Source organism: Mesorhizobium sp. CAU 1732 (assembly GCF_039888675.1).
GTDB lineage: Bacteria > Pseudomonadota > Alphaproteobacteria > Rhizobiales > Rhizobiaceae > Aerobium.
On the sequence record NZ_JBDQQR010000001.1, the window covers coordinates 2,292,614 to 2,319,527 of the forward strand.

General features: G+C 63.0%; 37 protein-coding genes. 28 read left to right on the top strand and 9 right to left on the bottom strand.

Translation table 11 applies throughout. The features are described from left to right. Positions 1 to 23: 23 nt before the first annotated feature. The 26 genes from rplP (at position 24) to AAFN55_RS11370 (ending at position 17,118) form a co-directional block, all read left to right on the top strand. A complete protein-coding gene (gene rplP, locus AAFN55_RS11245) occupies positions 24 to 437 on the top strand; it encodes a 50S ribosomal protein L16 (protein WP_347798919.1) in 414 nt (137 codons plus the stop codon). A gap of 14 nt (positions 438 to 451) precedes the next feature. Continuing rightward, positions 452 to 652: a 50S ribosomal protein L29 gene (gene rpmC, locus AAFN55_RS11250; protein ID WP_347798920.1), complete on the top strand. Its 201-nt coding sequence runs from the start codon at positions 452 to 454 to the stop codon at positions 650 to 652. Between the two features lie 11 nt (positions 653 to 663). Beyond that, entirely contained in the window at positions 664 to 921 is a 258-nt protein-coding gene (gene rpsQ, locus AAFN55_RS11255; RefSeq protein ID WP_347798921.1) for a 30S ribosomal protein S17, read from the top strand. Positions 922 to 985: 64 nt separating this feature from the next. After that, a complete protein-coding gene (gene rplN / locus AAFN55_RS11260; RefSeq protein WP_006205457.1) occupies positions 986 to 1,354 on the top strand; it encodes a 50S ribosomal protein L14 in 369 nt (122 codons plus the stop codon). A 13-nt stretch (positions 1,355 to 1,367) separates the two neighbouring features. Continuing rightward, positions 1,368 to 1,682, top strand: coding sequence for a 50S ribosomal protein L24 (gene rplX, locus AAFN55_RS11265; protein ID WP_347798922.1), 315 nt, complete (start codon positions 1,368 to 1,370; stop codon positions 1,680 to 1,682). Further along, on the top strand, positions 1,675 to 2,229 hold the full coding sequence (gene rplE / locus AAFN55_RS11270; protein WP_347798923.1) for a 50S ribosomal protein L5: 555 nt from the start codon (positions 1,675 to 1,677) through the stop codon (positions 2,227 to 2,229). The genes rplX and rplE overlap by 8 nt, the downstream gene beginning before the upstream one ends. A gap of 24 nt (positions 2,230 to 2,253) precedes the next feature. Further along, positions 2,254 to 2,559, top strand: coding sequence for a 30S ribosomal protein S14 (gene rpsN, locus AAFN55_RS11275; RefSeq protein ID WP_347798924.1), 306 nt, complete (start codon positions 2,254 to 2,256; stop codon positions 2,557 to 2,559). A gap of 12 nt (positions 2,560 to 2,571) precedes the next feature. Further along, positions 2,572 to 2,970, top strand: coding sequence for a 30S ribosomal protein S8 (gene rpsH / locus AAFN55_RS11280; protein ID WP_347798925.1), 399 nt, complete (start codon positions 2,572 to 2,574; stop codon positions 2,968 to 2,970). 42 nt (positions 2,971 to 3,012) lie between these two features. Further along, on the top strand, positions 3,013 to 3,546 hold the full coding sequence (gene rplF / locus AAFN55_RS11285; RefSeq protein ID WP_347798926.1) for a 50S ribosomal protein L6: 534 nt from the start codon (positions 3,013 to 3,015) through the stop codon (positions 3,544 to 3,546). An 87-nt stretch (positions 3,547 to 3,633) separates the two neighbouring features. Further along, positions 3,634 to 3,993 (top strand): 50S ribosomal protein L18, encoded by a 360-nt coding sequence (gene rplR, locus AAFN55_RS11290; RefSeq protein ID WP_347798927.1) that lies wholly within the window; start codon positions 3,634 to 3,636, stop codon positions 3,991 to 3,993. Positions 3,994 to 4,149: 156 nt separating this feature from the next. Further along, the gene (gene rpsE / locus AAFN55_RS11295; protein ID WP_347798928.1) at positions 4,150 to 4,719 is read left to right on the top strand and encodes a 30S ribosomal protein S5; all 570 of its coding nucleotides are present in this window, start codon (positions 4,150 to 4,152) and stop codon (positions 4,717 to 4,719) included. Between the two features lie 24 nt (positions 4,720 to 4,743). Continuing rightward, positions 4,744 to 4,941 (top strand): 50S ribosomal protein L30, encoded by a 198-nt coding sequence (rpmD, locus tag AAFN55_RS11300; RefSeq protein WP_347798929.1) that lies wholly within the window; start codon positions 4,744 to 4,746, stop codon positions 4,939 to 4,941. Positions 4,942 to 4,958: 17 nt separating this feature from the next. Beyond that, positions 4,959 to 5,432, top strand: coding sequence for a 50S ribosomal protein L15 (gene rplO / locus AAFN55_RS11305; protein ID WP_347798930.1), 474 nt, complete (start codon positions 4,959 to 4,961; stop codon positions 5,430 to 5,432). 178 nt (positions 5,433 to 5,610) lie between these two features. Further along, positions 5,611 to 6,951 carry a preprotein translocase subunit SecY gene (gene secY, locus AAFN55_RS11310; protein WP_347798931.1) on the top strand — a complete coding sequence of 447 codons (1,341 nt, stop codon included), beginning with the start codon at positions 5,611 to 5,613 and terminating at the stop codon, positions 6,949 to 6,951. After that, the gene (locus AAFN55_RS11315) at positions 6,948 to 7,544 is read left to right on the top strand and encodes an adenylate kinase (protein WP_347798932.1); all 597 of its coding nucleotides are present in this window, start codon (positions 6,948 to 6,950) and stop codon (positions 7,542 to 7,544) included. Before secY ends, AAFN55_RS11315 begins: the two co-directional genes overlap by 4 nt. Before the next feature lie 192 nt (positions 7,545 to 7,736). After that, entirely contained in the window at positions 7,737 to 8,105 is a 369-nt protein-coding gene (gene rpsM / locus AAFN55_RS11320; RefSeq protein ID WP_347798933.1) for a 30S ribosomal protein S13, read from the top strand. Positions 8,106 to 8,238: 133 nt separating this feature from the next. Then, complete coding sequence (gene rpsK, locus AAFN55_RS11325; protein WP_347798934.1) at positions 8,239 to 8,628, top strand: 30S ribosomal protein S11; 390 nt, start codon at positions 8,239 to 8,241, stop codon at positions 8,626 to 8,628. Positions 8,629 to 8,733: 105 nt separating this feature from the next. Then, positions 8,734 to 9,744 (top strand): DNA-directed RNA polymerase subunit alpha, encoded by a 1,011-nt coding sequence (locus AAFN55_RS11330; protein ID WP_347798935.1) that lies wholly within the window; start codon positions 8,734 to 8,736, stop codon positions 9,742 to 9,744. Positions 9,745 to 9,841: 97 nt separating this feature from the next. Beyond that, entirely contained in the window at positions 9,842 to 10,273 is a 432-nt protein-coding gene (gene rplQ / locus AAFN55_RS11335; RefSeq protein WP_347798936.1) for a 50S ribosomal protein L17, read from the top strand. Between the two features lie 188 nt (positions 10,274 to 10,461). Continuing rightward, the gene (locus AAFN55_RS11340; RefSeq protein WP_347798937.1) at positions 10,462 to 11,037 is read left to right on the top strand and encodes an ankyrin repeat domain-containing protein; all 576 of its coding nucleotides are present in this window, start codon (positions 10,462 to 10,464) and stop codon (positions 11,035 to 11,037) included. Positions 11,038 to 11,124: 87 nt separating this feature from the next. Next, on the top strand, positions 11,125 to 12,609 hold the full coding sequence (locus AAFN55_RS11345; RefSeq protein ID WP_347798938.1) for a DegQ family serine endoprotease: 1,485 nt from the start codon (positions 11,125 to 11,127) through the stop codon (positions 12,607 to 12,609). 4 nt (positions 12,610 to 12,613) lie between these two features. Continuing rightward, entirely contained in the window at positions 12,614 to 13,930 is a 1,317-nt protein-coding gene (locus AAFN55_RS11350) for a replication-associated recombination protein A (protein WP_347798939.1), read from the top strand. Positions 13,931 to 13,982: 52 nt separating this feature from the next. Beyond that, the gene (crcB, locus tag AAFN55_RS11355) at positions 13,983 to 14,360 is read left to right on the top strand and encodes a fluoride efflux transporter CrcB (protein ID WP_347798940.1); all 378 of its coding nucleotides are present in this window, start codon (positions 13,983 to 13,985) and stop codon (positions 14,358 to 14,360) included. 38 nt (positions 14,361 to 14,398) lie between these two features. Then, on the top strand, positions 14,399 to 15,385 hold the full coding sequence (locus tag AAFN55_RS11360) for an RluA family pseudouridine synthase (protein WP_347798941.1): 987 nt from the start codon (positions 14,399 to 14,401) through the stop codon (positions 15,383 to 15,385). Further along, entirely contained in the window at positions 15,382 to 16,305 is a 924-nt protein-coding gene (locus tag AAFN55_RS11365) for a DMT family transporter (protein ID WP_347798942.1), read from the top strand. Before AAFN55_RS11360 ends, AAFN55_RS11365 begins: the two co-directional genes overlap by 4 nt. A 21-nt stretch (positions 16,306 to 16,326) precedes the next feature. Next, positions 16,327 to 17,118 carry an ATP12 family protein gene (locus AAFN55_RS11370; RefSeq protein WP_347798943.1) on the top strand — a complete coding sequence of 264 codons (792 nt, stop codon included), beginning with the start codon at positions 16,327 to 16,329 and terminating at the stop codon, positions 17,116 to 17,118. Between the two features lie 107 nt (positions 17,119 to 17,225). Here the strand turns inward: AAFN55_RS11370 and AAFN55_RS11375 are convergent, their stop codons facing one another. From AAFN55_RS11375 to AAFN55_RS11385, 3 genes are all read right to left on the bottom strand, one after another. Next, complete coding sequence (locus AAFN55_RS11375) at positions 17,226 to 17,585, bottom strand: hypothetical protein (protein ID WP_347798944.1); 360 nt, start codon at positions 17,583 to 17,585, stop codon at positions 17,226 to 17,228. A gap of 74 nt (positions 17,586 to 17,659) precedes the next feature. After that, entirely contained in the window at positions 17,660 to 19,462 is a 1,803-nt protein-coding gene (locus AAFN55_RS11380; RefSeq protein ID WP_347798945.1) for a sodium:solute symporter family protein, read from the bottom strand. 9 nt (positions 19,463 to 19,471) lie between these two features. Further along, a complete protein-coding gene (locus AAFN55_RS11385) occupies positions 19,472 to 19,747 on the bottom strand; it encodes a DUF4212 domain-containing protein (RefSeq protein ID WP_347798946.1) in 276 nt (91 codons plus the stop codon). 164 nt (positions 19,748 to 19,911) lie between these two features. Here AAFN55_RS11385 and AAFN55_RS11390 point away from each other — a divergent pair, with 164 nt between their 5' ends. Beyond that, positions 19,912 to 20,568 (top strand): hypothetical protein, encoded by a 657-nt coding sequence (locus AAFN55_RS11390; RefSeq protein ID WP_347798947.1) that lies wholly within the window; start codon positions 19,912 to 19,914, stop codon positions 20,566 to 20,568. Positions 20,569 to 20,650: 82 nt separating this feature from the next. Here the strand turns inward: AAFN55_RS11390 and glnA are convergent, their stop codons facing one another. Then, positions 20,651 to 22,060 (bottom strand): type I glutamate--ammonia ligase, encoded by a 1,410-nt coding sequence (gene glnA, locus AAFN55_RS11395; protein WP_347798948.1) that lies wholly within the window; start codon positions 22,058 to 22,060, stop codon positions 20,651 to 20,653. A gap of 53 nt (positions 22,061 to 22,113) precedes the next feature. Then, complete coding sequence (locus AAFN55_RS11400) at positions 22,114 to 22,452, bottom strand: P-II family nitrogen regulator (RefSeq protein WP_347798949.1); 339 nt, start codon at positions 22,450 to 22,452, stop codon at positions 22,114 to 22,116. Between the two features lie 242 nt (positions 22,453 to 22,694). Here AAFN55_RS11400 and AAFN55_RS11405 point away from each other — a divergent pair, with 242 nt between their 5' ends. Then, positions 22,695 to 24,230 (top strand): NAD(P)H-hydrate dehydratase, encoded by a 1,536-nt coding sequence (locus tag AAFN55_RS11405; RefSeq protein ID WP_347798950.1) that lies wholly within the window; start codon positions 22,695 to 22,697, stop codon positions 24,228 to 24,230. On the opposite strand, the gene AAFN55_RS11410 is transcribed toward AAFN55_RS11405, so the two are convergent. From AAFN55_RS11410 to AAFN55_RS11425, 4 genes are all read right to left on the bottom strand, one after another. Beyond that, positions 24,212 to 25,015 (bottom strand): DUF72 domain-containing protein, encoded by an 804-nt coding sequence (locus tag AAFN55_RS11410; protein ID WP_347798951.1) that lies wholly within the window; start codon positions 25,013 to 25,015, stop codon positions 24,212 to 24,214. The two genes, AAFN55_RS11405 and AAFN55_RS11410, sit on opposite strands and share 19 nt — an antisense overlap. Positions 25,016 to 25,160: 145 nt before the next feature. Next, positions 25,161 to 26,006: a hypothetical protein gene (locus tag AAFN55_RS11415; protein ID WP_347798952.1), complete on the bottom strand. Its 846-nt coding sequence runs from the start codon at positions 26,004 to 26,006 to the stop codon at positions 25,161 to 25,163. A gap of 140 nt (positions 26,007 to 26,146) precedes the next feature. Then, positions 26,147 to 26,566: a BrnA antitoxin family protein gene (locus AAFN55_RS11420; protein WP_347798953.1), complete on the bottom strand. Its 420-nt coding sequence runs from the start codon at positions 26,564 to 26,566 to the stop codon at positions 26,147 to 26,149. Then, a complete protein-coding gene (locus tag AAFN55_RS11425) occupies positions 26,563 to 26,811 on the bottom strand; it encodes a BrnT family toxin (protein ID WP_347798954.1) in 249 nt (82 codons plus the stop codon). Before AAFN55_RS11425 ends, AAFN55_RS11420 begins: the two co-directional genes overlap by 4 nt. Positions 26,812 to 26,914 lie beyond the last annotated feature (103 nt).

The following is a 26,914-nucleotide window of genomic DNA, read 5'->3' on the forward strand; positions in this document are numbered from 1 at the left end:
CATAGGAATTTTGGAGAAGAACAATGCTGCAGCCAAAGCGCACAAAGTTCCGCAAGCAGTTCAAGGGTCGCATCCATGGCGCAGCCAAGGGTGGCACGGACCTCAACTTCGGCGGCTTCGGTTTGAAGGCGCTCGAACCCAACCGCGTCACTGCGCGTGAGATCGAGGCGGCCCGCCGCGCGATCACCCGCCAGATGAAGCGCCAGGGCCGCGTCTGGATCCGGATTTTCCCGGATCTGCCGGTGACCTCCAAGCCGACCGAAGTCCGCATGGGCAAGGGTAAGGGCGCGGTGGATTACTGGGCGGCGCGCGTCAAGCCGGGTCGTGTCATGTTCGAGATCGACGGTGTTTCCGAAGAGATCGCCCGCGAGGCGCTTCGTCTTGGAGCAGCCAAGCTCTCGGTTCGCACGCGCTTCGTGCAGCGCATCGCAGAATAGGGAAGGGTGCTTTTATGAAAGCCGTCGACGTCAGGGCAAAGACCCAGGACCAACTGAACGACGATCTTGCCTCGCTGAAGAAGGAGCAGTTCAACCTGCGCTTCCAGAAAGCGACCGGCCAGCTCGAAAAAACCGCGCGCGTGAAACAGGTCCGTAAGGATATTGCGCGCATCAAGACGATTGCGGCGGAAAAATCCGCCTCCAAGAAGGCTTAAGGACGAAGAAAATGCCGAAGCGCATCATGCAGGGCACTGTCGTCAGCGACAAGAACGACAAGACCGTCGTCGTCAGAATCGAGCGTCGCTTCACCCATCCGGTGATGAAGAAGACCGTTCGCCAGACGAAGCGGTACAAGGCGCATGACGAGAACAACGCCTGCAAGGTGGGTGATTTCGTCTTTATCCAGGAGTCGGCTCCGATCTCCAAGGACAAGCGCTGGGTGGTCATTGAGAACCAGACCCAGGAGCCGGCGAAAGCCGAATAGAACGAATTTTGGACAAGCCGGGCAGGGCGAACCCTGCCGGATATGAAGAAGAAGGCGGCCAGTCATGATTCAGATGCAAACAAACCTCGACGTCGCGGATAATTCCGGCGCGCGTCGTGTCATGTGCATCAAGGTGCTGGGCGGCTCGAAGCGGAAGTATGCCTCGGTCGGCGACATCATTGTCGTTTCGATCAAGGAAGCCATTCCGCGCGGCCGCGTTAAGAAGGGCGATGTGATGAAGGCGGTCGTGGTTCGCACGGCCAAGGACATCCGCCGCCCGGACGGCAGCGTGATCCGTTTCGACAAGAACGCAGCAGTTCTCGTCGACAATAAGAAAGAGCCGATCGGCACCCGTATCTTCGGACCGGTTCCGCGCGAACTCCGCGCCAAGAACCACATGAAGATCATCTCGCTCGCGCCTGAAGTGCTCTAAGGAGGCCAGTGACATGAACAAGATTCGCAAGGGCGACAAGGTCGTCGTGCTCGCTGGCAAGGACAAGGGCCGCACCGGTGAAGTGCTGCGCGTCATGCCGAAAGACGATAAGGCGCTTGTGCGCGGTGTGAACATGATCGTTCGCCACCAGCGCCAGTCGCAGACGCAGGAAGGTGGCCTGATCCGCAAGGAAGCAGCGATCCACCTGTCCAATATCGCAGTGGTCGATCCGAAGGACGGCAAGACGCCGACCCGCGTCGGCTTCGAGGTCCGCGACGGCCAGAAGGTCCGCGTCGCGAAGCGCTCGGGAGAAGTCATCAATGGCTAATCAATACGAACCGCGGATGAAGGCTCTGTATAAGGAGCAGATCCGCAAGGCTCTTCAGGAGCAGTTCAACTACGACAACGAGATGCAGATCCCGCGCCTCGACAAGATCGTCATCAACATGGGTGTTGGCGAAGCGACCGGCGATTCCAAGAAGCCGTCCGTTGCCGCCGAGGACCTCGGAATGATCGCCGGCCAGAAGGCCGTCGTCACCAAGGCCCGCACCTCGATCGCCGGCTTCAAGGTGCGTGAGCACATGCCGATCGGCGCGAAGGTGACGCTGCGCAAGGACCGCATGTACGATTTCGTCGACCGCCTGGTCACGATCGCACTGCCGCGCGTTCGCGACTTTCGCGGCCTGAACATCAAGAGCTTTGACGGCCGTGGCAACTTCGCCATGGGCCTGAAGGAACACATCGTGTTCCCCGAGATCAACTACGACAAGGTTGATCAGATGTGGGGAATGGACATCATCGTTTGTACGACTGCGAAGACGGACGACGAGGCACGGGCATTGCTCAAGGCCTTCAACTTCCCCTTCCGCCAGTAACGGCAGCGAACAAAGGAACCTGAAATGGCAAAGACCAGCTCAGTCGAGAAGAACAACAGGCGCCGCAAGCTCGTTGATCAGTACGCTGCCAAGCGTGCGGAGCTCAAGGCGATCATCATGGACCAGGGCAAGCCGATCGAGGAGCGCTTCCGCGCTCAGCTCAAGCTTGCCGCTCTGCCGCGCAATTCGGCAAAGAACCGCATTCGGAACCGCTGCGAAGTCACCGGCCGTCCGCGCGCCTACTACCGCAAGCTCAAGATGAGCCGCGTGGCGCTGCGCGATCTCGGCAACAATGGCCTGATCCCAGGCCTTGTGAAGTCCAGCTGGTAAGGAGGACGACAAATGTCCATGAGTGATCCTCTCGGCGATATGCTGACCCGCATCCGCAATGCCTACGGCCGCCGCAAGACCAAGGTCTCGTCGCCGGCTTCCAGCTTGCGCGCCCGCGTTCTCGACGTTCTGAAGTCGGAAGGCTACATCCGCGACTACGCCAAGGTCGACTACGACAATGGCAAGTCGGAGCTCGAGATCGAGCTGAAGTACTACGAAGGCACGCCGGTCATCCGCGAGATTTCTCGCGTCTCGAAGCCGGGTCGTCGCGTGTATGTTTCGGTGAAGTCGATTCCCTCGGTCGCCAACGGCCTCGGTATTTCGATCCTGTCGACGCCGAAGGGCGTGATGGCCGATCACCAGGCGCGCGAAGAAAATGTCGGCGGCGAAGTGCTCTGCCAGATCTTCTGATCTGACAGTTCGCAATCCAGATAGAGAACGAGGACAGACATCATGTCTCGTATTGGAAAGAAGCCCGTTGCGGTCCCGCAGGGCGTTACGGCATCGGTGAACGGTCAGACCGTCACGGCCAAGGGCCCTAAGGGCGAGCTGAAGTTCGTCGTCAACGACGAGGTTCTGGTCAAGATGGAAGACGGCGAGATCGCCGTTCAGCCGCGCGACGAGACGAAGGTTGCTCGCTCGAAGTGGGGCATGTCCCGCACGCAGATCGAGAACATCATGACGGGCGTCAAGGACGGCTTCGAGCGCAAGCTCGAAATCACCGGCGTCGGTTATCGCGCGACCATGCAGGGAAAGAACCTGCAGCTTGCTCTTGGCTTTAGCCACGACGTGATCTATGAGACGCCCGAAGGCGTGTCGATCACCGTGCCGAAGCCGACCGAAATCGTTGTCAACGGTATCGACAAGCAGGCAGTCGGCCAGGTTGCGGCCGAAATTCGCAAGTATCGCGGCCCCGAGCCCTACAAGGGCAAGGGTGTTCGTTATGCCGGCGAGCGGATCGTCCGCAAGGAAGGCAAGAAGAAGTAATCAATGCAGCGCCACGGGGCGCGGTCGCGGGAAGCGTGAGCTTACCGCCAATGGCCGCCCCCGTTTTTCAAGGCAAGGAATAAGGCCATGGCCCTCAAGGAAACCATTCAGCGTCGTGCGCAGCGCGTCCGCCGCCAGATCAAGAAGGTCGCCGGCGACCGCCCGCGTCTTTCGGTGCATCGTTCGTCGAAGCACATCTACGCGCAGGTCATCGACGATGCCAACGGTCATACGATCGCAGCAGCATCGACGCTCGAGAAGGACCTGAAGGGTTCGCTCAAGACCGGTGCGGATTCGGCAGCCGCCGCCGCTGTCGGCAAGCTCGTTGCCGAGCGCGCCTCCAAGGCCGGCGTCAAGGAAGTCGTGTTCGACCGTGGACCGTACATCTATCACGGCCGCGTCAAGGCGCTCGCCGATGCCGCCCGTGAGGGTGGCCTGAGCTTCTAACACCTGATCTGCGAAGGCCGGAGCGATGCTTCGGCCTGAGATCACGTTTGGAAGAGACTTTGCGGCGGTCTTCCGCTGCATTCACCGCAGGCCCGACAGGATCGCGCCTGCAACTTTCAGAAACCGTGCTTCCGGAAAAAAACAAGGAACAGGATAATGGCACAAGAACGTAGGGACGGCGGCCGCGATCGCAACCGTGACCGCGAAGAGCGCGACAGCGAATTCGTCGACAAGCTCGTTCACATCAACCGCGTCGCCAAGGTGGTCAAGGGTGGCCGTCGCTTCGGCTTCGCAGCCCTCGTCGTCGTTGGCGACCAGAAGGGCCGCGTCGGCTTCGGCCACGGCAAGGCACGCGAAGTGCCGGAGGCAATCCGCAAGGCGACCGAGAGCGCCAAGCGCGATCTGATCTTCGTGCCGCTTCGTTCGGGCCGCACGCTCCACCACGACGTCGAAGGCCGCCACGGCGCGGGCAGGGTTCTCCTGCGTGCAGCCAAGGCCGGTACCGGCATCATCGCGGGTGGCCCGATGCGCGCCGTCTTCGAGACGCTCGGCATGCATGACGTGGTTGCCAAGTCGATGGGTTCGTCGAACCCGTACAACATGGTTCGCGCGACGTTCGATGCTCTGAAGAGCCAGATGCATCCGAAGGACATCGCTGCACAGCGCGGCATCAAGTACTCGGCACTGCAGGCGCGCCGTGGCGCTGCCGTTGCGGCCGACGAATAGTCGCTTCAGGCAAGGATCACGATCATGGCTAAGAAGCAGGGCAAGACCCTTACGGTCGAACAGACCGGCAGCCCCATCCGCCGCCCCGTCGAACAGCGTGCCACGCTGATCGGTCTGGGCTTGAACAAGATGCACCGTCGTTCGACGCTGGAGGACACGCCGTCCGTCCGGGGAATGATCGCCAAGGTGCAGCATCTCGTCCGCGTCGTGGACGAGGCCTAATCCGCAGGAGCGTTATCATGAAACTCAACGAACTGCGTGACGTCGACGGAGCCACCAAGGCGCGCAAGCGCGTCGGCCGCGGCATCGGCTCGGGCTCCGGCAAGACCGGCGGCCGTGGCGTGAAGGGCCAGAGCTCGCGCTCGGGCGTTGCCATCAACGGCTTCGAGGGCGGCCAGATGCCGCTCTATCGCCGCCTGCCCAAGCGCGGCTTCAAGAACATCTTCGGCAAGGACTACAACGAGGTTTCTCTCGGTCGTATCCAGACCGCCATCGATGCCAAGAAGCTTGACGCCAAGGAGACCATCACGGTCGAGACCCTCGTCAAGGCTGGCGTTCTGCGCCGCGCCAAGGACGGCGTTCGTCTTCTGGGTGGCGGCGAGCTGAAGTCGAAGGTCAGCTTCGACATCGCCGGCGCGTCCAAGTCGGCGCTGGAACAGGTCGAGAAGGCCGGTGGGTCGGTCAAGCTGCCGGAAGCGGCCGCAACCGAATAACGAGCTTTCAACGGCGGCGGTCTGCCCATGCTCATATCCAGTTGAATTCATTTCGTCTGGACCAAAGCATGAGCAGGCCGCCGCTTGCATCTTTGCCGTCTGGAGCCTATCTCGTGGCTTCGGCGACGCGCGATCCCCGGTGGCGGATTCGCCTGCGTGACGAAGCGGAGAATTTTCCATGGCATCGGCAGCAGAACAGCTTGCTTCCAATCTGAATTTTGCGGCCTTCGCCAAGGCCGAGGACCTCAAGAAACGCATCTGGTTCACGCTGGGCGCGTTGCTGGTCTATCGTATTGGCACCTATATCCCGCTGCCGGGCATCAACCCGGAAGCGTTCGGGCAGGCGTTCCAGCAGCAGTCGGGCGGTGTGCTCGGCATGTTCAACATGTTTGCCGGCGGCGCCGTGGAGCGCATGGCGATCTTCGCCCTGGGCATCATGCCCTACATTTCCGCCTCGATCATCGTGCAGCTCATGACGTCGGTCATCCCGACGCTCGAGCAGCTCAAGAAGGAAGGCGAGCAGGGCCGCAAGGTTATCAACCAGTACACCCGCTACGGCACGGTGTTGCTCGCCACCGTGCAGGCTTACGGCATTTCCGTCGGCCTCGAATCGGGCAACCAGATCGTCACCGATCCAGGCTGGTTCTTCCGCATTTCCGCCGTGATCACCCTGGTCGGCGGCACGATGTTCCTGATGTGGCTGGGCGAGCAGATTACCGCCCGCGGTATCGGCAACGGCATTTCGCTGATCATCTTCGCAGGCATCGTCGCGGGTCTTCCCACAGCGATCGGCGGTACGCTGGAGCTCGGGCGCACGGGCGCTCTGTCGACGGGCCTCATCCTGGCGATCCTGATCCTCGCCGTCGCTCTGATCGCGGTCATCGTGTTCTTCGAACGGGCGCAGCGCAGGCTGCTGATCCAGTATCCGAAGCGCCAGGTCGGCAATCGCATGTTCCAGGGCGACACCTCGCATCTGCCGCTCAAGCTGAACACTGCAGGCGTCATTCCCGCGATCTTTGCATCGTCGCTGCTTCTGCTGCCCGCCACGCTGGCCGGCTTCTCCGACACGACGACCCTGCCGCCTTGGGCCAATTCCGTGCTCGCCACGCTCGGGCATGGCCAGCCGCTCTACATGGTCCTCTATGCGTCGATGATCGCCTTCTTCGCGTTCTTCTATACGGCGATCGTCTTCAACCCGAAGGACACGGCCGACCAGCTCAAGAAGCATTCCGGCTTCATCCCGGGCTACCGCCCCGGCGAGCGCACGGCTGAGTACATCGACTACGTCCTGACCCGCATCACGGTCGTTGGCGCCATCTACCTCGTCATCGTCTGTCTCGTGCCGGAGTTCCTGATCTCGGCTGCCGGCGTACCTTTCTATCTTGGCGGCACGTCGCTGCTGATCGTCGTGAGCGTGACGCTCGATACCGTGTCGCAGGTTCAGGGACACCTGATCGCGCACCAGTATGAGGGGCTGATCAAGAAGTCGAAGCTGCGTGGAGGAAAGAGGGGACGATGAGGCTGATACTGCTTGGGCCGCCAGGGGCGGGTAAGGGGACGCAAGCACAGAGGCTGGTCGAGAGGCACGGGATCCCGCAGCTCTCCACGGGCGACATGCTGCGCGCCGCGGTCGCCAACGGCACCGACGTCGGCAAGCGTGCGAAGGCCGTGATGGATGCTGGCGAGCTGGTCTCGGATGCGATCGTCAACGCCATCGTGGCCGAGCGGATCGACCAGCCCGATTGCGGCAAGGGTTTCATTCTCGACGGCTATCCGCGCACTCTGGTTCAGGCGGATTCGGTCGAGACGATGCTGAAGGCTCGCGGCCTGTCGCTTGACGCCGTGATCGAACTGGTCGTCGATGACCGGGCGCTCGTGAAGCGCATCGTCAAGCGGGCCGACGAGGCCAAGGCTGCAGGTCAGACGGTTCGCAAGGACGACACGCCCGAGGTCTTCGAGGAACGCCTTCGCGAATACTACAAGAAGACGGCTCCGCTGATCGGCTACTACTATGCCAAGGGCCAGCTTCAGACGGTCGACGGCATGGCGAGCATCAACGACGTGACGCAGCAGATCGAGGCGCTGCTGGCTCAGCCCGCGACTGTCGAGTAGCGAAAGAGAACTCACCGGTTGACGCAGGCCGCTTTCTGGACTAAAGCGGCCCGTCTCCCATCCAAGGCAGAAGAGAGCCGGTCCTTCCGGGCCGCTCTGGACGCATGGACGAGAAACACCGCACGAGCCGGCCTCCACCGGACGCGGGACAACAACCAATGCCGGCTCGACCGGCTTCACATGGAGACGAAGATGGCCCGTATAGCAGGCGTCAATATCCCGACCAACAAGCGCGTCGTTATCGCGCTTCAGTACATTCATGGCATCGGCGCGAAGTTCGCAGCCGAGATCGTCGAGAAGGTGGGCATTCCCGCCGATCGTCGCGTCAATCAGCTCACCGACGCCGAAGTGCTGCAGATCCGCGAAGCGATCGATCGCGACTATCAGGTCGAAGGCGATCTGCGCCGCGAAGTTTCGATGAACATCAAGCGTCTCATGGACCTTGGTTGCTACCGTGGCCTGCGTCACCGTCGTTCGCTGCCGGTTCGCGGCCAGCGCACGCACACCAACGCCCGCACCCGCAAGGGTCCGGCGAAGGCGATCGCCGGCAAGAAGAAGTAATTGAGCGAATAGCGAAACAGCGGATAGCGAATAGTTCGGCAGTTGCTCCGTACTCGCTATTCGCTACTCCCTGTTCGCTTCCTGGTGTAGCCGCTGGAACTACGGCGGCGTCAATATCTCTGAAAGGAATACCATGGCCAAGGAAGCCACACGCGTCCGCCGTCGCGAGCGCAAAAACATCTCGTCGGGCGTCGCGCACGTCAACTCGACCTTCAACAACACGATGATCACCATCACCGACGCGCAGGGCAACACGATTGCTTGGTCGTCGGCCGGTGCCCAGGGCTTCAAGGGCTCGCGCAAGTCGACCCCGTTCGCAGCACAGGTCGCTGCCGAAGACGTCGCCAAGAAGGCGCAGGATCACGGCATGCGTATGCTCGAGGTCGAGGTCTGCGGTCCGGGTTCGGGTCGTGAATCGGCTCTGCGCGCCCTTCAGGCGGCCGGCTTCACCATCACCTCGATCCGCGACGTGACGCCGATCCCGCACAATGGCTGCCGCCCGCGCAAGAAGCGCCGCGTCTAAGCTTTTCGATATGCCCGAAGAGCGCCGGTTTGCCGGCGTTCCTCTCGCGGTTTCCAGATTTGCCCGCCACGATTGGATGGTGGCGGGAAACGGAAGGAAAAAAGAATGATCCAGAAAAACTGGCAGGAATTGATCAAGCCCAACAAGATCGAGTTCTCCTCGAAGGGCAAGACGACCACCCAGCTCGTCGCAGAGCCGCTCGAGCGTGGCTACGGCCTGACGCTCGGCAACGCGCTTCGTCGCGTGCTTCTGTCCTCGCTGCGCGGCGCTGCCGTGACGGCGGTGCAGATCGATGGCGTGCTGCATGAATTCTCGTCGATCGCGGGTGTCCGCGAAGACGTGACGGACATCGTCCTCAACATCAAGGAAATCGCCATCCGCATGGAAGGCGATGGTCCCAAGCGCATGGTCGTGCGCAAGCAGGGTCCAGGTGCGGTCACCGCAGGCGACATCCAGACCGTGGGTGACGTCGAGATCCTGAACCCGAGCCACGTCATCTGCACGCTCGACGAGGGCGCGGAGATCCGCATGGAGTTCACGGTCGACACCGGCAAGGGCTATGTTCCTGCCGATCGCAACCGTGCCGAGGATGCCCCGATCGGTCTCATCCCGGTCGACAGCCTGTATTCTCCGGTCAAGAAGGTCTCCTACAAGGTCGAGAACACCCGCGAGGGCCAGGTTCTCGATTATGACAAGCTGACCATGACCATCGACACCAACGGTGCGGTCACCGGTGAGGACGCCGTCGCGTTTGCGGCTCGCATCCTTCAGGATCAGCTTGGCCTCTTCGTCAACTTCGACGAGCCGCAGAAGGAAGTCGCGTCCGAGCAGGTCACGGAGCTGGCTTTCAACCCGGCTCTGCTCAAGAAGGTCGACGAGCTGGAATTGTCGGTGCGTTCGGCGAACTGCCTGAAGAACGACAACATCGTCTATATCGGCGACCTGATCCAGAAGACCGAAGCCGAGATGCTGCGTACGCCGAACTTCGGCCGCAAGTCGCTGAACGAGATCAAGGAAGTTCTGGCCGCCATGGGCCTCCATCTCGGGATGGAAGTCCAGGATTGGCCGCCGGAGAACATCGAAGACCTCGCCAAGCGCTACGAAGACCAATACTGAGCATGATCCCGAAAAGTCGTATGACTTTTCGGGCCAGATCATGCGGCTAAGAAAATTGAGGCTCAGCGCCTCCGAACAACTCTGAAGGAGAAGGCCAATGCGCCACGGAAAATCCGGTCGCCGTCTCGGCCGTACTGTCAGCCACCGCAAGGCCCTGTTCACGAACATGGCAGCCTCGCTGATTGAACATGAGCAGATCACGACCACGCTGCCCAAGGCCAAGGAGCTTCGCCCGATCGTGGAGAAGCTCGTGACGCTCGGCAAGCGCGGCGACCTGCACGCGCGTCGCCAGGTGATCTCGGCGGTCGGCTCGGCCGTTATCGCCAAGCGCCTGTTCGATGAAATCGCGCCGCGTTATGCCACCCGCCACGGCGGCTACCTGCGCATCATGAAGGCCGGCTTCCGCCACGGCGACAATGCCGCCATGGCCGTGATCGAGTTCGTCGATCGCGACGTCTCCGCCAAGGGCGCCGCCGACCGCGCGCGCGTCGAGGCCGAAGAAGCCAACAGCGAGTCCGAAGCGGCTTGATCCGCAATCACGATCGCATGCTTTTAGCGCAAGAGGGGCCTCACGGCCCCTCTTTGCGTTTGTCGCTTGCTGTTGCGCGCCATGCGCGCGCTTCTATCTTGCGCGCGAGACGCGCCGCGTTGAGAAGTGTGGTCGTTTTCGCGATGATCTGCCTTACGGGTTCGGCGCTTGTGGGTGAGGAGACGACAATGCTCTTGGATGCTGTGGCAGCGGGGAATGTCGCCGACGTGGAACTCCTGGTTGTCGCCGGAGCGGATCTGGACGCCCGGGATGCCGCCCGCCGCACCGCCCTCCTGATTGCGACACGCGCCAACGAGGTCGACATCGCGCGGCTCCTCATTGAGGCCGGGGCCGATGTCAACGCCAAGGACGACAATCGCGACACGCCCTTCCTCTATGCGGGGGCAGAGGGTCGCAACGAAATCCTGCGGTTGATCCTCGACAGTGGACGCGCCGACCTCGCGGATACCAATCGCTATGGTGGAACGGCCTTGATCCCGGCCGCGCACCACGCGCATCCGGAGACGGTTCGCATCCTGCTGGCGACCGAAATCGATGTCGATCACGTCAACAATCTCGGATGGACCGCCTTGATGGAAGCCGTCATTCTAGGCGATGGTGGCCCGGTTTATCGCGAGATCGTCGCAGACTTGCTGGCAGCGGGTGCGCGCCAGATCCCTGACAAGGATGGCGTCTCGCCGCTTGCTTACGCGCGCCAGCGCGGGTTCGCCGACATTGCCCGTGCACTGGAAGCCGCAAACTAGGCCTGACGGACGGTGTCGGTCGCAAAACGCCTTTCATTCCGCCCATTCATTCGCACAATGGCGCTGCCTGATTCACGAGGATTGACGATGCGCCACGCCGTGATTGCCCGCCTGTTCCCGATCTTTCTGCTGGCGCTGTCGCCGATGAGCATGTCTCCCGCCATCGCGCAGGACAGCGGCGCCAAGGACCTCGGTCAGGCCCTGTCCGATTTGTTGCGCGGCAGCGAGGCGGCGCCCGAAACGGACGTGGCGCGCCGCGTGCCGTTCGGCCAGGCCGAAGTGCAGCTTTCCTATGCGCCGCTCGTCAAGGCGACGGGGCCGGCAGTCGTGAACGTCTACGCGTCCCAGCAGGTTCGCGCCCGCTCGCCGTTTGCGGGCGACCCGTTCTTCGAGCGCTTTTTCAGCCAGCAGCAGATGCCGCCCCGCGTGCAGTCGTCGCTCGGCTCGGGCGTGATTGTCGATCCCAGTGGCTTCGTCGTGACGAACTACCACGTCATCCGCGATGCGGATCAGGTGCGCGTCGCGATGTCGGACGGGCGCGAATTCACCAGCACGATCCTGCTCAAGGATGAATCGCTCGATCTCGCCGTGCTGAAGATCGAGTCGGATCAACCGTTCCCGGTCGCTCCACTGGGGGATTCGGACGCGCTCGAAGTGGGCGATCTCGTGCTTGCGATCGGCAACCCGTTCGGTGTCGGTCAGACGACCACCAGCGGCATCGTGTCGGCGCTCGCCCGCACCCATGTCGGCGTCAACGATTTCGGCTTCTTCATCCAGACCGATGCAGCGATCAATCCCGGCAATTCCGGCGGCGCTCTGATCAGCATGAGCGGCGAGGTGATCGGCATCAACACGGCCATCTACAGCCAGAGCGGCGGCTCGATCGGCATCGGCTTCGCGATCCCCGCGAACATCGTCGGCGCGGTGGTCGATTCCGCGCGCAATGGGCTCGACTATTTCGAGCGGCCCTTCGTCGGCGCGACCTTCGAAAGCGTGACTGCGCAGGTCGCGGAAGCGCTCGGCATGCCGCGGCCGTCGGGCGCGCTGGTGAAGGCGGTCTTGCCCGACGGTCCGGCGGCGGCGGCGGGCATACGTCCCGGCGATGTCGTGCTCGCGCTCAATGGCGCTGCGATCGAGCATCCCGACGCGCTGGGCTACCGGCTCGCCACGCAGACGATCGGCTCGACATCCACCCTGACCGTTTTGAGCCAGGGACGGGAACGCGAGATCGAGATCGAACTCGTGCGCGCGCCTGAAGGTGCGTCGTCCGAGGAAGTGGTCATCGACGGGCGCAGCCCGTTCGCCGGCGTCAAGGTGGCGGAGCTGTCGCCACGTCTCGCCCAGCGCATCGGGCTCGGTGTCGAGACGAAGGGCGTGGTGATTGTCGAGGTGGACCGCCGTTCTCCCGCTGCCGGTTTCGGGTTCCGCCCGCGTGACGTCGTCATCGAAATCAACGGCGTCGCGATCGACACGCCGGCAAAGCTGCGGGAGGTCGCGATGACGGACTCGCGATGGTGGCGGTTCACGATCCAGCGCGACGGCCGGCAGATGAACCAGATCCTGCGTTATTGACGCGATGGCCGACCTGTTCGAACAGCCAGCGACGTCGCAGCCGGGCAGGCCGCTCGCGGACCGATTGCGGCCGGGCGACCTGTCGCTCGTCGTCGGCCAGGAGCATTTGACGGGACCGGACGGCGCGCTGACGCGCCTGATCCGCTCGGGATCGCTCGGCTCGATGATCTTCTGGGGTCCGCCAGGCACCGGCAAGACCACGGTGGCACGTCTGCTGGCCGGCGCGACCGGTCTCGCCTTCGAGCAGATTTCGGCGATCTTTTCAGGCGTCGCGGATTTGAAGAAGGTGTTCGAAACCGCCCGGATGCGCCGGGCCAGTGGACGTCAGACGCTGCTTTTCGTCGACGAGATCCATCGCTTCAACCGCGCCCAGCAGGATTCGTTTCTGCCTGTGATGGAGGACGGCACCGTCATCCTCGTTGGCGCGACGACAGAGAACCCATCCTTCGAACTCAATGCCGCCCTTCTGTCCCGCGCCCGCGTCATGACCTTCCGGTCGCTCGAACACGAGAGCATCGCGTCCCTGCTCACGCGCGCCGAAGAGGAGGAGGGCACGCCGCTTCCGCTCGATGACGAGGCGCGCGCGGTACTCGTTCGCATGGCGGACGGCGATGGCCGCGCCGCGCTGACCTTGGCGGAGGAGGCATGGCGCGCCGCCGACGCCGGCGAGATTTTCGACGCCGAAGGCCTGCAGCGCATCGTGCAGCGTCGCGCGCCGATCTACGACAAGAGCCAAGACGGTCACTACAATCTGATCTCCGCCTTGCACAAATCGGTGCGCGGCTCCGATCCCGATGCCTCGCTCTATTATCTCGCGCGCATGTTCGATGCCGGCGAGGACCCGCTCTATATCGGGCGGCGGCTTGTGCGCATGGCGGTGGAGGATATCGGCCTTGCCGATCCCCAGGCGCTCGTCATCTGCAACGCCGCCAAGGACGCCTATGACTATCTCGGCTCGCCCGAGGGCGAACTGGCGCTCGCGCAGGCCTGCGTCTATCTCGCGACGGCTCCGAAATCCAATGCCGTCTACACCGCCTTCAAGGCTGCGATGCGGACCGCGAAGGAGAACGGCTCGCTGGCGCCGCCCAAGCACATCCTCAACGCGCCGACGAAGCTGATGAAGGCCGAAGGCTACGGCACGGCCTACCAGTACGACCACGACCAGCCCGACGCGTTTTCCGGTCAGGACTATTTCCCCGAAGCACTCGGTCGCCAGACATTCTATGCGCCGCCGGACCGTGGGTTCGAGCGCGAGATCAGGAAGCGTCTGGATTACTGGTCCAAGCTGCGGCGCGAACGGGCAGCGCAGGCCGACGACTAGTCGTAACGGGCCCGCGTTGACTGCCGGCCCATTCGGCCACAAGAGTATCCGGATGTATCATCTGCTTCTCGTGGCCGCTGGCGGTGCGATCGGCGCGTCGGCCCGCCACCTCGTCAACGTCGCCGCGCTTCGGATCGTCGGGCCGGGGTTCCCGTGGGCGACCCTCACCGTGAATATCGTCGGCTGTTTCCTGATGGGGGTGGTCGTCGAGATCCTCGCGCGCCGCTACGGCGGCTCGAACGAGCTTCGTCTGTTCGTCGCGACCGGAATTCTCGGCGGTTTCACGACCTTCTCGGCGTTCGCGCTCGATTTTGCCGTTCTGCATGAGCGCGGCGCGCTGTTTCAGGCGTTCGGTTACGCCGCGGCAAGCGTCCTTCTGTCACTCGCGGCCCTGTTTGCAGGATTGGCGCTCGCGCGCAGCCTCGCGTGATGCTATCTGGCGCACGGAACGCGGAAGATTGGCGACACATGGCAGGCGTAGAACAAATTACCGTCGAAGCGGGCGAAGCGGGCATGCGCCTCGATCGCTGGTTCAAGACCCATTTCCCCGGACTGGGCTTCGGGCCGTTGCAGAAGCTGCTCCGGTCGGGGCAGGTGCGCGTCAATGGCGGCCGCGTCAAATCCGACACGAGGCTGGAGCCGGGGCAGGTGGTGCGCATTCCGCCGCTGGGTGTCGACCGCAAGGGCGACGCACCCGTCACCGCCCGCACGATGCGTGGCCAGGACGATGGCGCCGTCCTCTCGAAGATGATGCTGCACGAAGACCCGCAGGTTTTCGTCTTCAACAAGCCGTCCGGCCTTGCTGTTCAAGGCGGCTCGGGCGTCAACCGCCACGTCGACGACATGCTGGAGGCCTTCCGCAGCAAGAAGGGCGAGAAGCCGCGCCTCGTCCATCGCCTCGACCGCGACACGTCGGGCGTTCTGGTCGTCGCCCGCACGCGGCTGGCCGCCATGAAGCTCGCCGAGGCGTTTCGTGGCCGCGATGCGACGAAGACCTATTGGGCGCTGGTCAAAGGCGTGCCGCCGAAGCGCGAAGACAAGATTTCGACCTGGATCGTCAAGGAACAGACCCTCGATGGCGATCGCATGCGCGTGGCCAGGCACGGCGAGGAGGGCGCCGACCATGCCGTTTCCTACTACCGCGTGATCGAGCAGGCCGCGCAGGCCCTGACCTGGCTGGAGATGCAGCCGCATACCGGGCGCACCCACCAGTTGCGCGTGCATGCCGCTCACATCGGATGCCCGATCATCGGCGATCCGAAATATTTCGAGGCCGACAAGAACTGGGATTTTCCGGGCGGCATGCAGAACCGCCTGCACCTGCACGCCCGCCGCATCGTCATCCCGCATCCCAATGGCGGCGTCATAGACGTGACCGCGCCCATTCCACCGCATATGCGCCAGAGCTGGAACCTGCTCGGTTTCGAGGAAGCGAGCGCCGGGGAAAACGAATGAGCCCTGCTGCGGGCGGGAGCGACGCGCGCCCGTCCATCGACACGTTCGCGGCTGTTGCGATGGTCGGCCTGACCTTCTTCTGGGGCCTCAATCAGGTGGCCGTGAAGGTTTCCAACGTCGGCTACAACCCGATCTTCGCCGTGCTGCTGCGCTCGGCCATCGCCTGCGTGCTCGTCTATCTCTGGTGCCGTTATCGCCGCATTCCGATCTTTCGACGCGACGGCACGCTCATTGCCGGCATCGCCGCCGGCGTGTTGTTCGGCGCGGAATTCGCGTTGATCTTCCTCGGACTCGACTTCACCACCGCCGCGCGCGGTGCACTGATGGTCAACACCATGCCGTTCTGGGTGCTGCTCGGCGCGCATTTCATGCTCGGCGAACGCATGACGCTGCAGAAATTCGCCGGTCTGGTGCTGGCCTTCAGCGGCGTTGCGCTGGTCTTCTCTGACAGGCTGAGCCTGCCCGACGCATCTGCGATCTGGGGCGACCTGATGTGCCTGGCCGCGGGCATTCTCTGGGCGGCGACGACGCTGGTGATCAAGGGCTCGCGCCTGTCCGGTGCGAGCGCCGAAAAGACCTTGCTCTATCAACTGGTCGTGTCGGCGATCATCGTTGTTCCGTTCCTGCCGCTGGCGGGACCGCTTCTGCGCGATCCCACTGCGCTCGCCACTGGCTCGCTGCTGTTCCAGGCGGTTTTCATCGTCGCCTTCACCTATGTCCTGTGGTTCTGGCTGATGCGGCGCTATCCGGCATCCGCGCTGTCGAACTTCGCGTTCCTCACGCCCGCTTTCGGCGTCCTGTGTGGCGGCGTTCTCTTGAACGAGCCGCTCTCGATACGCATCTTCCTGGCGTTGGCGCTGGTGATCGCCGGCCTGCTTGTGGTGAACCGGCCGGTGCGTCGAACTCCACCCGCTCCATGACTGACATGACGAGGAACGACCGTGCGTGATCTGCCCAACGATCCAGAAACCGGACACCAGCTTTCCGATCCGGACCCCGTCAAGCGCGCGCAAATCCAGATGCGCCGGCAACTGCCGAAGCGGTTTTACACCGAGGCAAGCGTCGCGGAGACGCCGGAAGGTTTTGCCGTGCAACTGGATGCAAAGCCGGTGCGCACGCCGGGCAGGGCGCTGCTCGCGCTCCCGACGGCTGCCGCGGCGCAGTTGATCGCCGACGAGTTCGAGGCTCAGCGCGAGACGATCGACCCGACGACGATGCCGGTCCTCAGGCTGGTGAATACGGCGATCGATGGCGTTGCAACCGACACGCAGGCGGTGCTCGAGGACATCATGCGCTTTTCGTCGTCCGACATGCTGTTCTACCGCGCCGATACGCCCGAGGCATTGGTGACGCGGCAGGCCGACGCGTGGGACCCTGTCATCGATTGGGCGCGCTCGACGCTGGGCGCGCGCTTCTTCCTCGCCGAAGGCATCGTTCATGTCGACCAGCCGCGCGACGCCATCGCCGCCGTCGGCATATGGCTCAAGCAGCGCGACGACGCCTGCCGCCTATCGGCGATTCACCTGATGACCACTTTGACCGGATCCGCACTTCTCGCGCTTGCGATCGATGCCGGCGCGCTCGATCCCGACGAGGCCTGGACGGCTGCCCATATCGACGAGGACTGGAACATCGAGCAATGGGGCGACGACGCGGAAGCGATCCATCGCCGGGTCCTGCGCCGCCGGGACTTCGATGCCGCCGTAGCGCTGATCAGAGCCCTGCCGGGCTAATGCATGTCGCCCAAAAGTGGGAACCGGTTTTGGGACCACGACATGCATCAAAACAAGGACATGAAGCGCGGTAAGCCAATCTGAAAGATCGCGAACGCGCTTTAAAGTCAGCGCGCGCCGAACGTCTGGTAGATCGCCCGTGCGATTTCACCTTCCAGCGGGAAGGACAGCATCCCCATGACCGAATAGCCCAGCAACCACGGCATCAGGTAGAAGCGGATCATGAAGAAGAACCAGGCCACGTAGAGCAGTACGAACTGGTCGAGCAGGAAACCCGGCGTGATCGGCCGGAACAGCCGGATAATCGGATCGGTTGCCCTGACGAAGAACCGCATGAAGAAGAAGTCGGAATCTTCCGAGAGGAAGATGCCCATCGCGAAGCGGCCGACAAGCGTCCACATGATGACGCCGAGAAGATAGTCGAGTGCAATAACCCAGATGGGGAAGATCGCGAGCGCGTCCTGCATGGAGATGTCGATCCTAGGCAAGAAAGAAGGGGCGAGACACTGTCTCGCCCCCGAAGGTCAAAAATGCAAGCGGCCTAGTGAGCGCCGCCAAGGATCGTCTTGCCCGTTGGAATGCGGGTTTCCTCGACCATCTTCTGGATTTCCTCGCTAGGCTCGGGCGTCATCAGTGTGACGACGACCATCGCAACGAGGCTGACCGACATGCCGATGATGCCGAATCTCACATCGTCGAGCCCGAGGATCGGTGTTCCGCCGCTGCGGACATAGTAGAGGTAGAGCGAACCTGCGACGAAGCCGCAGATCATGCCTGCCAGAGCGCCCTGCTTGTTGGCCCGTTTCCACCACACGCCGAGCGCGAGCGGGAAGAAGAGACCTGAGCAGGCGAAGCAGAATGCCCACGCCACCGCGCCGAGAATGCCGGTCAGGTGGAGCGAAGCGACGAAGGCGCTGGCCAGGCCGATGACCACCAGCAGGATGCGCGCCACGATCAGACGGATCGCGGTGTCGGCCTTCGGGTCGATCATCTTGTAGTAGAGGTCATGGCTGAGCGCGTTGGCGATCGCCAGCAGCAGGCCGTCGGCGGTCGACATCGCGGCGGCAAGACCGCCAGCAGCGACGAGGCCCGAAATGACGTAAGGCAGGCCGGCGATTTCCGGCGTGGCCAAAACGACGATGTCGGGCCGCATGAAGAACTCGTTGAGCTGCAGGATGCCGTCCCCGTTCTGGTCGGCGATTGCCACCATGCCCACCGCGCTCCAGTTCTGGATCCATGCGAGCGACATGACGTCGGCGATCGGCTTGCCGATGATCGAGGTCGCGAGATCCGGATCGAGGAGCTGAAGCTTCGTCAGCGTGGCGAGAGCCGGCGCCGTGAAGTAGAGCAGGAAGATGAACAGCAGCGACCATGCGACGGACTTGCGGGCCGAACGCACGGACGGCGTGGTGAAGTAGCGCATGAGGATGTGCGGCAGCGAAGCCGTACCAGCCATCATACAGATCGCCAGCGTGATGAACTTCCACGAGTCCATGCCGCCAAGCGGGTTGTTGTGCGGCGTGGTAAGAACCGAAACACCGGGAATCGCCTGTGCCGCCGGCACCAGACCGTACTGGGCTTCCAGTTCCGCGATACGGTCGATGGCTTCGCCATAGCCGAACTGCGGAATGAGGCCGAAGCCCTGCGCGTTGGACATCCAGAACACCGGAACGAGGTAGGCGATGATCAGCACGATGTACTGCGCCACCTGTGTCCAGGTGACGGCGCGCATGCCGCCCAGCATGGAGCACAGCAGGATGCCGACCAGGCCGATCCACACACCGTATTCGTACGGAATGCCGAGCGCGCGTGCGGCGATGGTGCCCGAGGCATCGATCTGGGCCGTCACATAGGTGAAGGACGCAACAACCAGAATGATGACGGCCGCCAGGCGCGCGGAGTTGCCGCCGTAGCGCGTGCCGACGAAGTCCGGAACCGTGTAGCAGCCGAACTTGCGCAGATAGGGCGCCATCAGCGAGTTGACGAGGATGTAGCCGCCGGTCCAGCCGATGACATAGGCGAGATAGCCGTAGCCGCCGAAATAGATGCCGCCGGCCATCGCGACGAACGATGCGCCCGACATCCAGTCGGCAGCCGTCGCCATGCCGTTGTAGACGGCGGGGACTTCACGACCTGCGACGTAGTAGGCCTCGACCTGCATGGTGCGCGACAGGTAGCCGATGAGTGCGTAGATAACGATCGTGAAGCCGACGAACATCAGGCCGATCGTTCTGGCGCTGACCCCGAGCTGTTCGAGGATGGCCATGATGATGATGAAGACGACGAAGCCGCCGGTATAGATACCGTAGACCCGGCCGAGATTCTGAATGAATGTCCCGTTCATGCTTCCCCCCTATTCCTCGCCGAGCCCGAACTCGTCGTCGACTCTGTCCTGGGCCCAGTTCTGCCAGAAGATGGTCACGACGAAGACAATGAGAGATCCCTGCGCGATCATGTAGTAACCGAGCGGAAAGCCGAGAAATTTCATTGTGTTGAGCTGCGGCGCAAACCACGGAACGACGATAGAGAAGATGAACCAGATGACTAGAGCGATCATCGTGAGATTACGCGTCTTGCTCCAGTATCGGTCCTTCTGCTCCTCTGTCAGTTGAACTGCATTGTCGGACATGGCTGTCCTCCTCCCCTTGGTTGTGCTAGCGACCTGCGCCGCTATCGACCCCCACCAGGCGATACCAAAGACGGAATCGCAATGGTGATCGTCAAGCATTAGACACGATGACGGATATTGGGAATTGAGACCTTGGTCGTATCCATTGGAGGGAGGCAGTTGCAATGGCGACGATAAGTGAAAGAGCCGCGGTGATCTGGCGGGAGCTTGCGGCGCGATTTGTAGCGCGCAACAACGAGGGGCCAATCGACACGATAGCGGGACTGGAGGACTTCGCCGCGACGCGATCAGCTTTCGTGGCGCAGAAGAAACTCTATGGCTATCTGAAGACGCGCATGGGCACCAGCTACAGAACCATGTTCGAAAACGATGTCTTTATTCAATCGGTCAACATCGCGAAGATGCATGTATACGCCGCGTGCCTGTCGGACCTGACCATTCACTGCGTCGCCAAGGCGCTTTCGGGCCATGCGATAACGACCGCGGATCGCGAGCGGACCGCGACGTCGTGTTATCGATCGGGCATCGAGCAGAATGCCGACCACGCGCCGAGTCAAGAGGCGGTGGCTGAATGGTTGGCGGCCTTCGACAAACGGCTTGGCACGATCCACTGGGAAAACGCGGCCGCCACGGGCGACGTCTTCGAGCTCAGCCCGAAGGCGCTGGTCAAGTGGGCGCCGATCGCAAATGAGCTGAAGAAATACGATGCCGAAATCGTTCTCAACTCGGTCCGCTTCGCGTGGAACGAGGTGCGGACCGACTTCCGCACACGCCTCGACGCGGAAGCCATACAGGACGAGATCGAGGTCGATCGTCCCTGACGTCGTTTTGCCGCGCCGTTCGACGAAAAAACCCGCCGGATCGCGCCGGCGGGTTTGTCGTCTCAGGCGATCGCTTGAACGATCAGACCGAGTAGTACATGTCGAACTCGACCGGATGCGGCGTCATTTCGAAGCGCATCACCTCGGCCATCTTCAGCTCGATGTAAGCATCGATCTGGTCGTCGTCGAACACGCCGCCGGCCTTGAGGAACCCGCGATCCTTGTCGAGGCTCTGGAGCGCTTCGCGCAAGCTACCGCAGACGGTCGGGATCTTCTTGAGCTCCTTCGGCGGCAGGTCGTACAGATCCTTGTCCATCGGCTGGCCGGGATGGATCTTGTTCTTGATGCCGTCGAGGCCTGCCATCAGGAGAGCCGCAAAAGCGAGGTAGGGGTTCGCGCCCGGATCGGGGAAACGAACCTCGACGCGCTTTGCCTTCGGGTTCGAGCCGAACGGAATGCGGCACGAGGCGGAGCGGTTGCGGGCCGAGTAGGCGAGCAGGACGGGGGCTTCATAGCCCGGCACCAGACGCTTGTAGGAGTTGGTGAGCGGGTTGGTGAACGCATTCACCGCCTTGGCGTGCTTGATGACGCCGCCGATGAAGAACAGGCAGTTCTCGGAAAGACCGGCATATTCGTTGCCGGCGAAGGTCGGCTTGCCATCCTTCCAGATCGACATGTGGACGTGCATGCCCGAGCCGTTGTCGCCGAAGACGGGCTTCGGCATGAAGGTCGCCGTCTTGCCATAGGCGTTGGCGACCTGGTGCACGACGTACTTGTAGAGCAGCATCTTGTCGGCGTTGCGGGTCAGCGCATCGAACTTGACGCCGAGCTCGTGCTGAGCGGCAGCCACTTCGTGGTGGTGTTTCTCGACGCGCACGCCCATCTCGGTCAGGACCGTCAGCATTTCGGAGCGCATGTCCTGGCACGAGTCGATCGGCGGGACCGGGAAGTAGCCGCCCTTGACGCGCGGACGGTGGCCCAGATTGCCGGTCTCGTAGTCGGTGTCGTCGTTGGACGGCAGCTCGCTCGAGTCCAGCTTGAAGCCGGTGTTGTACGGGTCGGCCTTGTACTTGACGTCGTCGAAGACGAAGAATTCGGCTTCCGGACCGACGAAGATCGTGTCGCCGATGCCTTCCGCCTTCATGTAGGCCTCGGCCTTCTTGGCGGTGCCGCGCGGATCGCGGTTGTAGGACTCGCCCGAGACCGGATCGAGAATGTCGCACAGGATGACCATGGTCGACTGCGCGAAGAACGGGTCCATGTGGACCGTCTCTGTGTCGGGCATCAGGACCATGTCGGACTCGTTGATCGCCTTCCAGCCGGCGATCGAGGAGCCGTCGAACATGACGCCGTCGGCGAACATGTCCTCATCGACTTCCGCGATGTCCATCGTGACGTGCTGAAGCTTGCCCTTCGGGTCGGTGAAGCGCAGGTCGACGAACTTTACGTCGTTGTCCTTGATCTGCTTCAGAATGTCTTTTGCCGTCGTCATATCATGTTTCCCTGTAGTGACATTGCAAGATTGAGTGGTTGGCCGGCGGGCCGTCAGATCGCGTCTATGCCGGTTTCGCCCGTGCGGATGCGCACGACTTCCTCGACGTTCGAGACGAATATCTTTCCGTCGCCGATGCGCCCGGTCTGGGCTGCCTTGCGGATCGCCTCGATCGCCGCTTCGACGCCTTCATCGCCCAGCACGACCTCGATTTTCACCTTGGGAAGAAAATCGACGACATACTCGGCACCGCGATAGAGTTCGGTATGCCCCTTCTGGCGCCCGAAACCCTTGGCTTCGGTGACTGTGATACCCTGGAGCCCGACTTCCTGAAGGGCTTCCTTCACCTCGTCGAGCTTGAAAGGCTTTATGATAGCCTCGATCTTTTTCATGCGGTGATGGCCTCCGGTGGGGTAAAGACGAGTGGAATGGTCCCGCTTCGCCAAAAAGAATGCATGACGCGTGCCAATTGACGTCGATGTTCTCCGAATTGCAGAAATCGAAGAGTGACGCTGCGCAACGCGTCATCCGGCGATGCGGCGAGACGATTTGCATGGTCCGATACAGGCACGGACCAATGTTCGCATAATGAAGAGTGATGAAAATATGCGCAACCTGCGCGAGGAATAGGCAGATGCGCGAACGGGCACGACGACACGGCCTCGAATTGCTGACGCCGCAGGAGATGGCGCAAGCCGATCGCCTGACGGTCGAGGGCGGCCTGCTCGACGGCTACGGGCTGATGCTGCGCGCCGGGCGCGCCGTTATGGACGCGGTGCTGCGACGCTATCCGCAAGCGCCGTCTTTCGACGTCCTGTGCGGTCCGGGAAACAATGGCGGCGACGGCTATGTCGTGGCGCGGCTCCTCCACGAGGCTGGCTGCGCGGTCCGCGTCTGGGCGGATGGCGCGCCGAAGGCCGGGACCGACGCGGCGATTGCCGCATCCGACTGCACCGTGCCGGCGCGACCGCTGGCGGACTTCGTCCCGGTATCCACCGCGCTCGTCATCGACGCTCTCTACGGCGCCGGCCTGGCGCGTGCGCTTGGCGGTCAAGCCGCAAGCGTGGCCGAAGCCTGCAACGCCGCCGACGCGACGGTTCTGTCGATCGACCTGCCGTCCGGCATCGCGGGGGAAAGTGGCATTGCCACCGGAGCAGCATTTCGCGCCACCATGACCGTCACCTTCTTTCGGCGCAAGCCGGGGCATGTGCTGGAGCCCGGCCGCACCGCCTGCGGTGAGCTGCTGGTGAAGGATATCGGCATCGGCGAGGATACGCTCGACACGATCCGCCCCGCCGCCTTCGCCAACGGGCCGGACCTCTGGCGGCCGAAATTTCCACGCCCGAGCCGCGAGCAGCACAAATATTCGCGCGGCCATGTCGGGGTGTTTTCCGGCGGGCCGACCGGGACGGGTGCGGCGCGCCTGTCGGCACTGGCCGCCGCGCGCGCAGGCGCAGGCGCCGTCACGGTCCTGTCGCCGCCCGACGCTCTGCTCGTCAACGCGGCGCACCTGACGTCGATCATGCTGAAGCGCCTGGGCAGCGCCGACGATCTGCGCGAGATGCTTGCCAAGCGCCCGCCCGATGCCTGGGTGCTGGGACCGGCGTTCGGCGATTTTGCGCGCCTGCGCCAGATGGCGCTGGCGCTGCTGGACCATGCCGGGCGCGGAACGCTCGTGCTGGACGCGGATGGCATCACGGCGTTCCGGGACGAACCGGACGCCCTGTTCGAGGCGGCGCGGCGTTCCGGCCTCGATCTCGTGCTGACGCCGCACGAAGGCGAGTTCGGGAGGCTGTTCCCCGATATCGGAAGCGATGCCGTCGCGTCGAAACTGGAGCGCGCGCGCGGTGCTGCTGCACGGGCCGGAGCGGTGGTCGTCTATAAGGGGCCAGACACGGTCATAGCGGCACCGGATGGCCGTGCCGCCGTCAACGTCAACGGCGTGCCGTGGCTGGCGACCGCGGGCTCGGGCGACGTGCTGGCAGGATTGATCGCGGGGCTGGCCGCCCAGCGTATGCCGGCGTTCGAGGCCGCCTGCGCCGCCGTGTGGATCCACGCGGAGGCCGCAGCGCAATTCGGCCCGGGACTGATCGCGGAGGATTTGCCGTCTCTTGTGCCGAATGTTCTCCGTGACCTGATCCGGGACGCTCATCAATCCACGCGTTTCTGAAGCGCGATGGCGCCGAAGGGCGCCCGGACTTTTCCTTCCGTGATGAAGTAGACGAACACGTCGCGCGGCTTTTTCGCGGCCGGTTTTGTATCCCCGGCATAGGGCAGGTCGTCGGGCTGCCCGCCTTCCGCCCACAGTTTCGTGCGCGCAGCCCAGCCGTCGAGTTCTTTGTCCGTGTAGCAATCCGGGTTGTCGTCGCTGCCGCGCTGGAGGCGCGCATAGACGAAGTCGCCCGTGATGTCGGCGACCTCCGGATAGGTGTTGTGATGGGCGTAGACGATGGCGACCTTGTGCTTGCGTGCCAGCGCGACGAAGTCGGGCGCGACAAAACTGTCGTTGCGGACCTCGACCGCATGGCGCAGCGCAACGCCATCCTGCTTTTCGGGCAGGAGAGCGAGGAAAGCGCCGAAATCGTCCGCGACGAATTTTTTGGTCGGCGCGAACTGCCAGACGATCGGACCGAGCTTGTCGCCAAGTTCCGAAACGCCGGAGTCGAGGAAACGCTGAACGGATTCGCCCGCCTCGGCCAGCACGCGGCGATTGGTGGAAAAGCGGATCGCCTTGAGCGCGAAGACGAAATCGTCGGGCGTATCGCCCGCCCATTTGGCGAAGGTGGCGGGCTTGAAGGTCGAATAATAGGTGCCGTTGACCTCGATCGTCTTCACCTGCCGGCTGGCATATTGAAGCTGCTTCGCCTTCGAAAGCTTGTCGGGATAGAACGTGCCTTCCCAAGGCTCGAAGGTCCAGCCGCCCATGCCTGCGCGGATTTTGCCGGAACTGGTCATTCGAATACATTCTCCGATTTGCCCGCAAGCGGTGCGGCCGTCCGATGTGTCCGCAAAGCATTGGCCGGCGTGCCGGGGTTTGTCCACCCGCGGCCCGGACCATGCTGACAGAAGCTGGTGTGAAAGACAGGAAATCCGCCTGTCATCAGGACGTGTCGGGGGGCACGTTGGGGCCCTCGAGCGCCCAGAGGGCGAGTTCGTGGAGCTCGCCCAGGACATGGTGGACCTCATGGACCTGCCGCCGACCCTTGGCGCGGTGCCGGCCGGGCGGTTGTCCGGGCCGCAGCGGCCAGATTCGGCCGACGATGCGGGGATTTGCACTGCGACTCTGCTGTTCCCGGTGCTGAGCGGCTGCGGCGTCGCGGCCCTTGTTTTGCGCGCCTACGGCGTCGCGGGCAGCCGTCCAGCGCGCGAAGCGCCGCGCATGGCCCGGCAGGTCGTCCAGTGCCGAGGCGAGGGCGGACAGGCGCAGGGTGAGACGCGCGGTGTCGATGGGGTCGCCGGCCATGGGCGGACGGCGCACTGCTACGGGAAACGGGACCGTGAAGCCCGGCACGCAGATGCGCGGCACGGCGCTCGGTGTCGGCCGGCGGGGCGTTTGCCGTGGCAGCGGATCGAAGAGGGGCAGGGTCAGGGACCGTGGACCTGCGGGTTTACCCCCAGCGCTTGCCCCTGTCTTGCCCAGGACGATGGGTTCCGGCCTGCGCGGGCGCGGCGGAGGCAAGAGCAAACCACGCGCGACCAGGATAATCAGCCGCCGCGTGGCGGACTCGGCCGGACGCAGCAGCCGCAGCACGGCGCGGTGAAGATGGCGCGGCAGGGTTGAACAAGCCCAGCCTTCGGCTATGGCTTCGGGCGTTCGTTCGCTCGGAAAGCCAAATCGTTGGCTTTCCGTCCCGCTGCGCGGACCGCTCCTCACCATGGCGACGAGCATGGCAAGAATGCGATGCAGCGCCACGCGATTTCGCTCGATTGCCTTGTCCCAATCCATCACCGCCTCCTTCAACACGGCGGGATTATCGCGCGGGTTGAAGGGGTGTGGATATCTTTTAGGACGTTCGACGGATGGACGCGGTCAAGCCCGTCAGGCGACAGGCAGGGAGTGGAAGGCAAGCGGTCCGCCGGGCTGAGTCAGGGCGCTTGCTTTTCCAGCGCGTTCACCATGTTTGCTCTCCAATCGGGATCGCGCTGCCAGCGCTCCAGGACAGATTGAGGAAGGCGCAAGGTCACGGGCTGTTTCGGATCATCGCTCTTCGGGCGACCGCGAGATCGCTGGATGCTTTCGTATAGATCGGGGAGTGCGTCCTTGAATGGCTTTGCCTTCGACATGTCCGCTTTCGTAAGGGGGCGTTCAATTTCAGGATCAGGTCCGATCAGTTCGCCGGTGGCGTTGTCCACCCACCAGCCGTCATCGTCCTGATGGACGCCGCCTGCCTTGATCAGCGCCTTCATCTCGCTGTCGTATACCTCCCATCGCCGCTGCATCTCAGCAGCGTCTTGCTCGGTATCCCCGAGGTCTTTGGTCACGAAGGTAGGCCATTTGCGGGTCATGAGCGGTTCCTTTCAGTCTTGCTCGCCCGGCGCATGGAGATCACCGAAAGTGCTTCCGAGCCAAGCGGGCGAAACACAACAGCGATGATCGCAACGCCTTCGAGTTCACCCACAGCGAGGTAGCGGCCGATTCTGGTATCCTTGATACGTGCGGTCTCGAAGAACTCGACGGTGAGGGAAGCGAAGTCCATGCCGTGCTTGGCAAGGTTGGTCTGACGCTTCTGTTCGTCCCACACGATCTTCACGGATTATTCGTACACGCTAATTCGTTGGGCGGCAACATTATTCGTACACGAAAAACGGAACTGGCTGAACCTGCACCCGAAAACCTCCCGGCCATACTGCCGC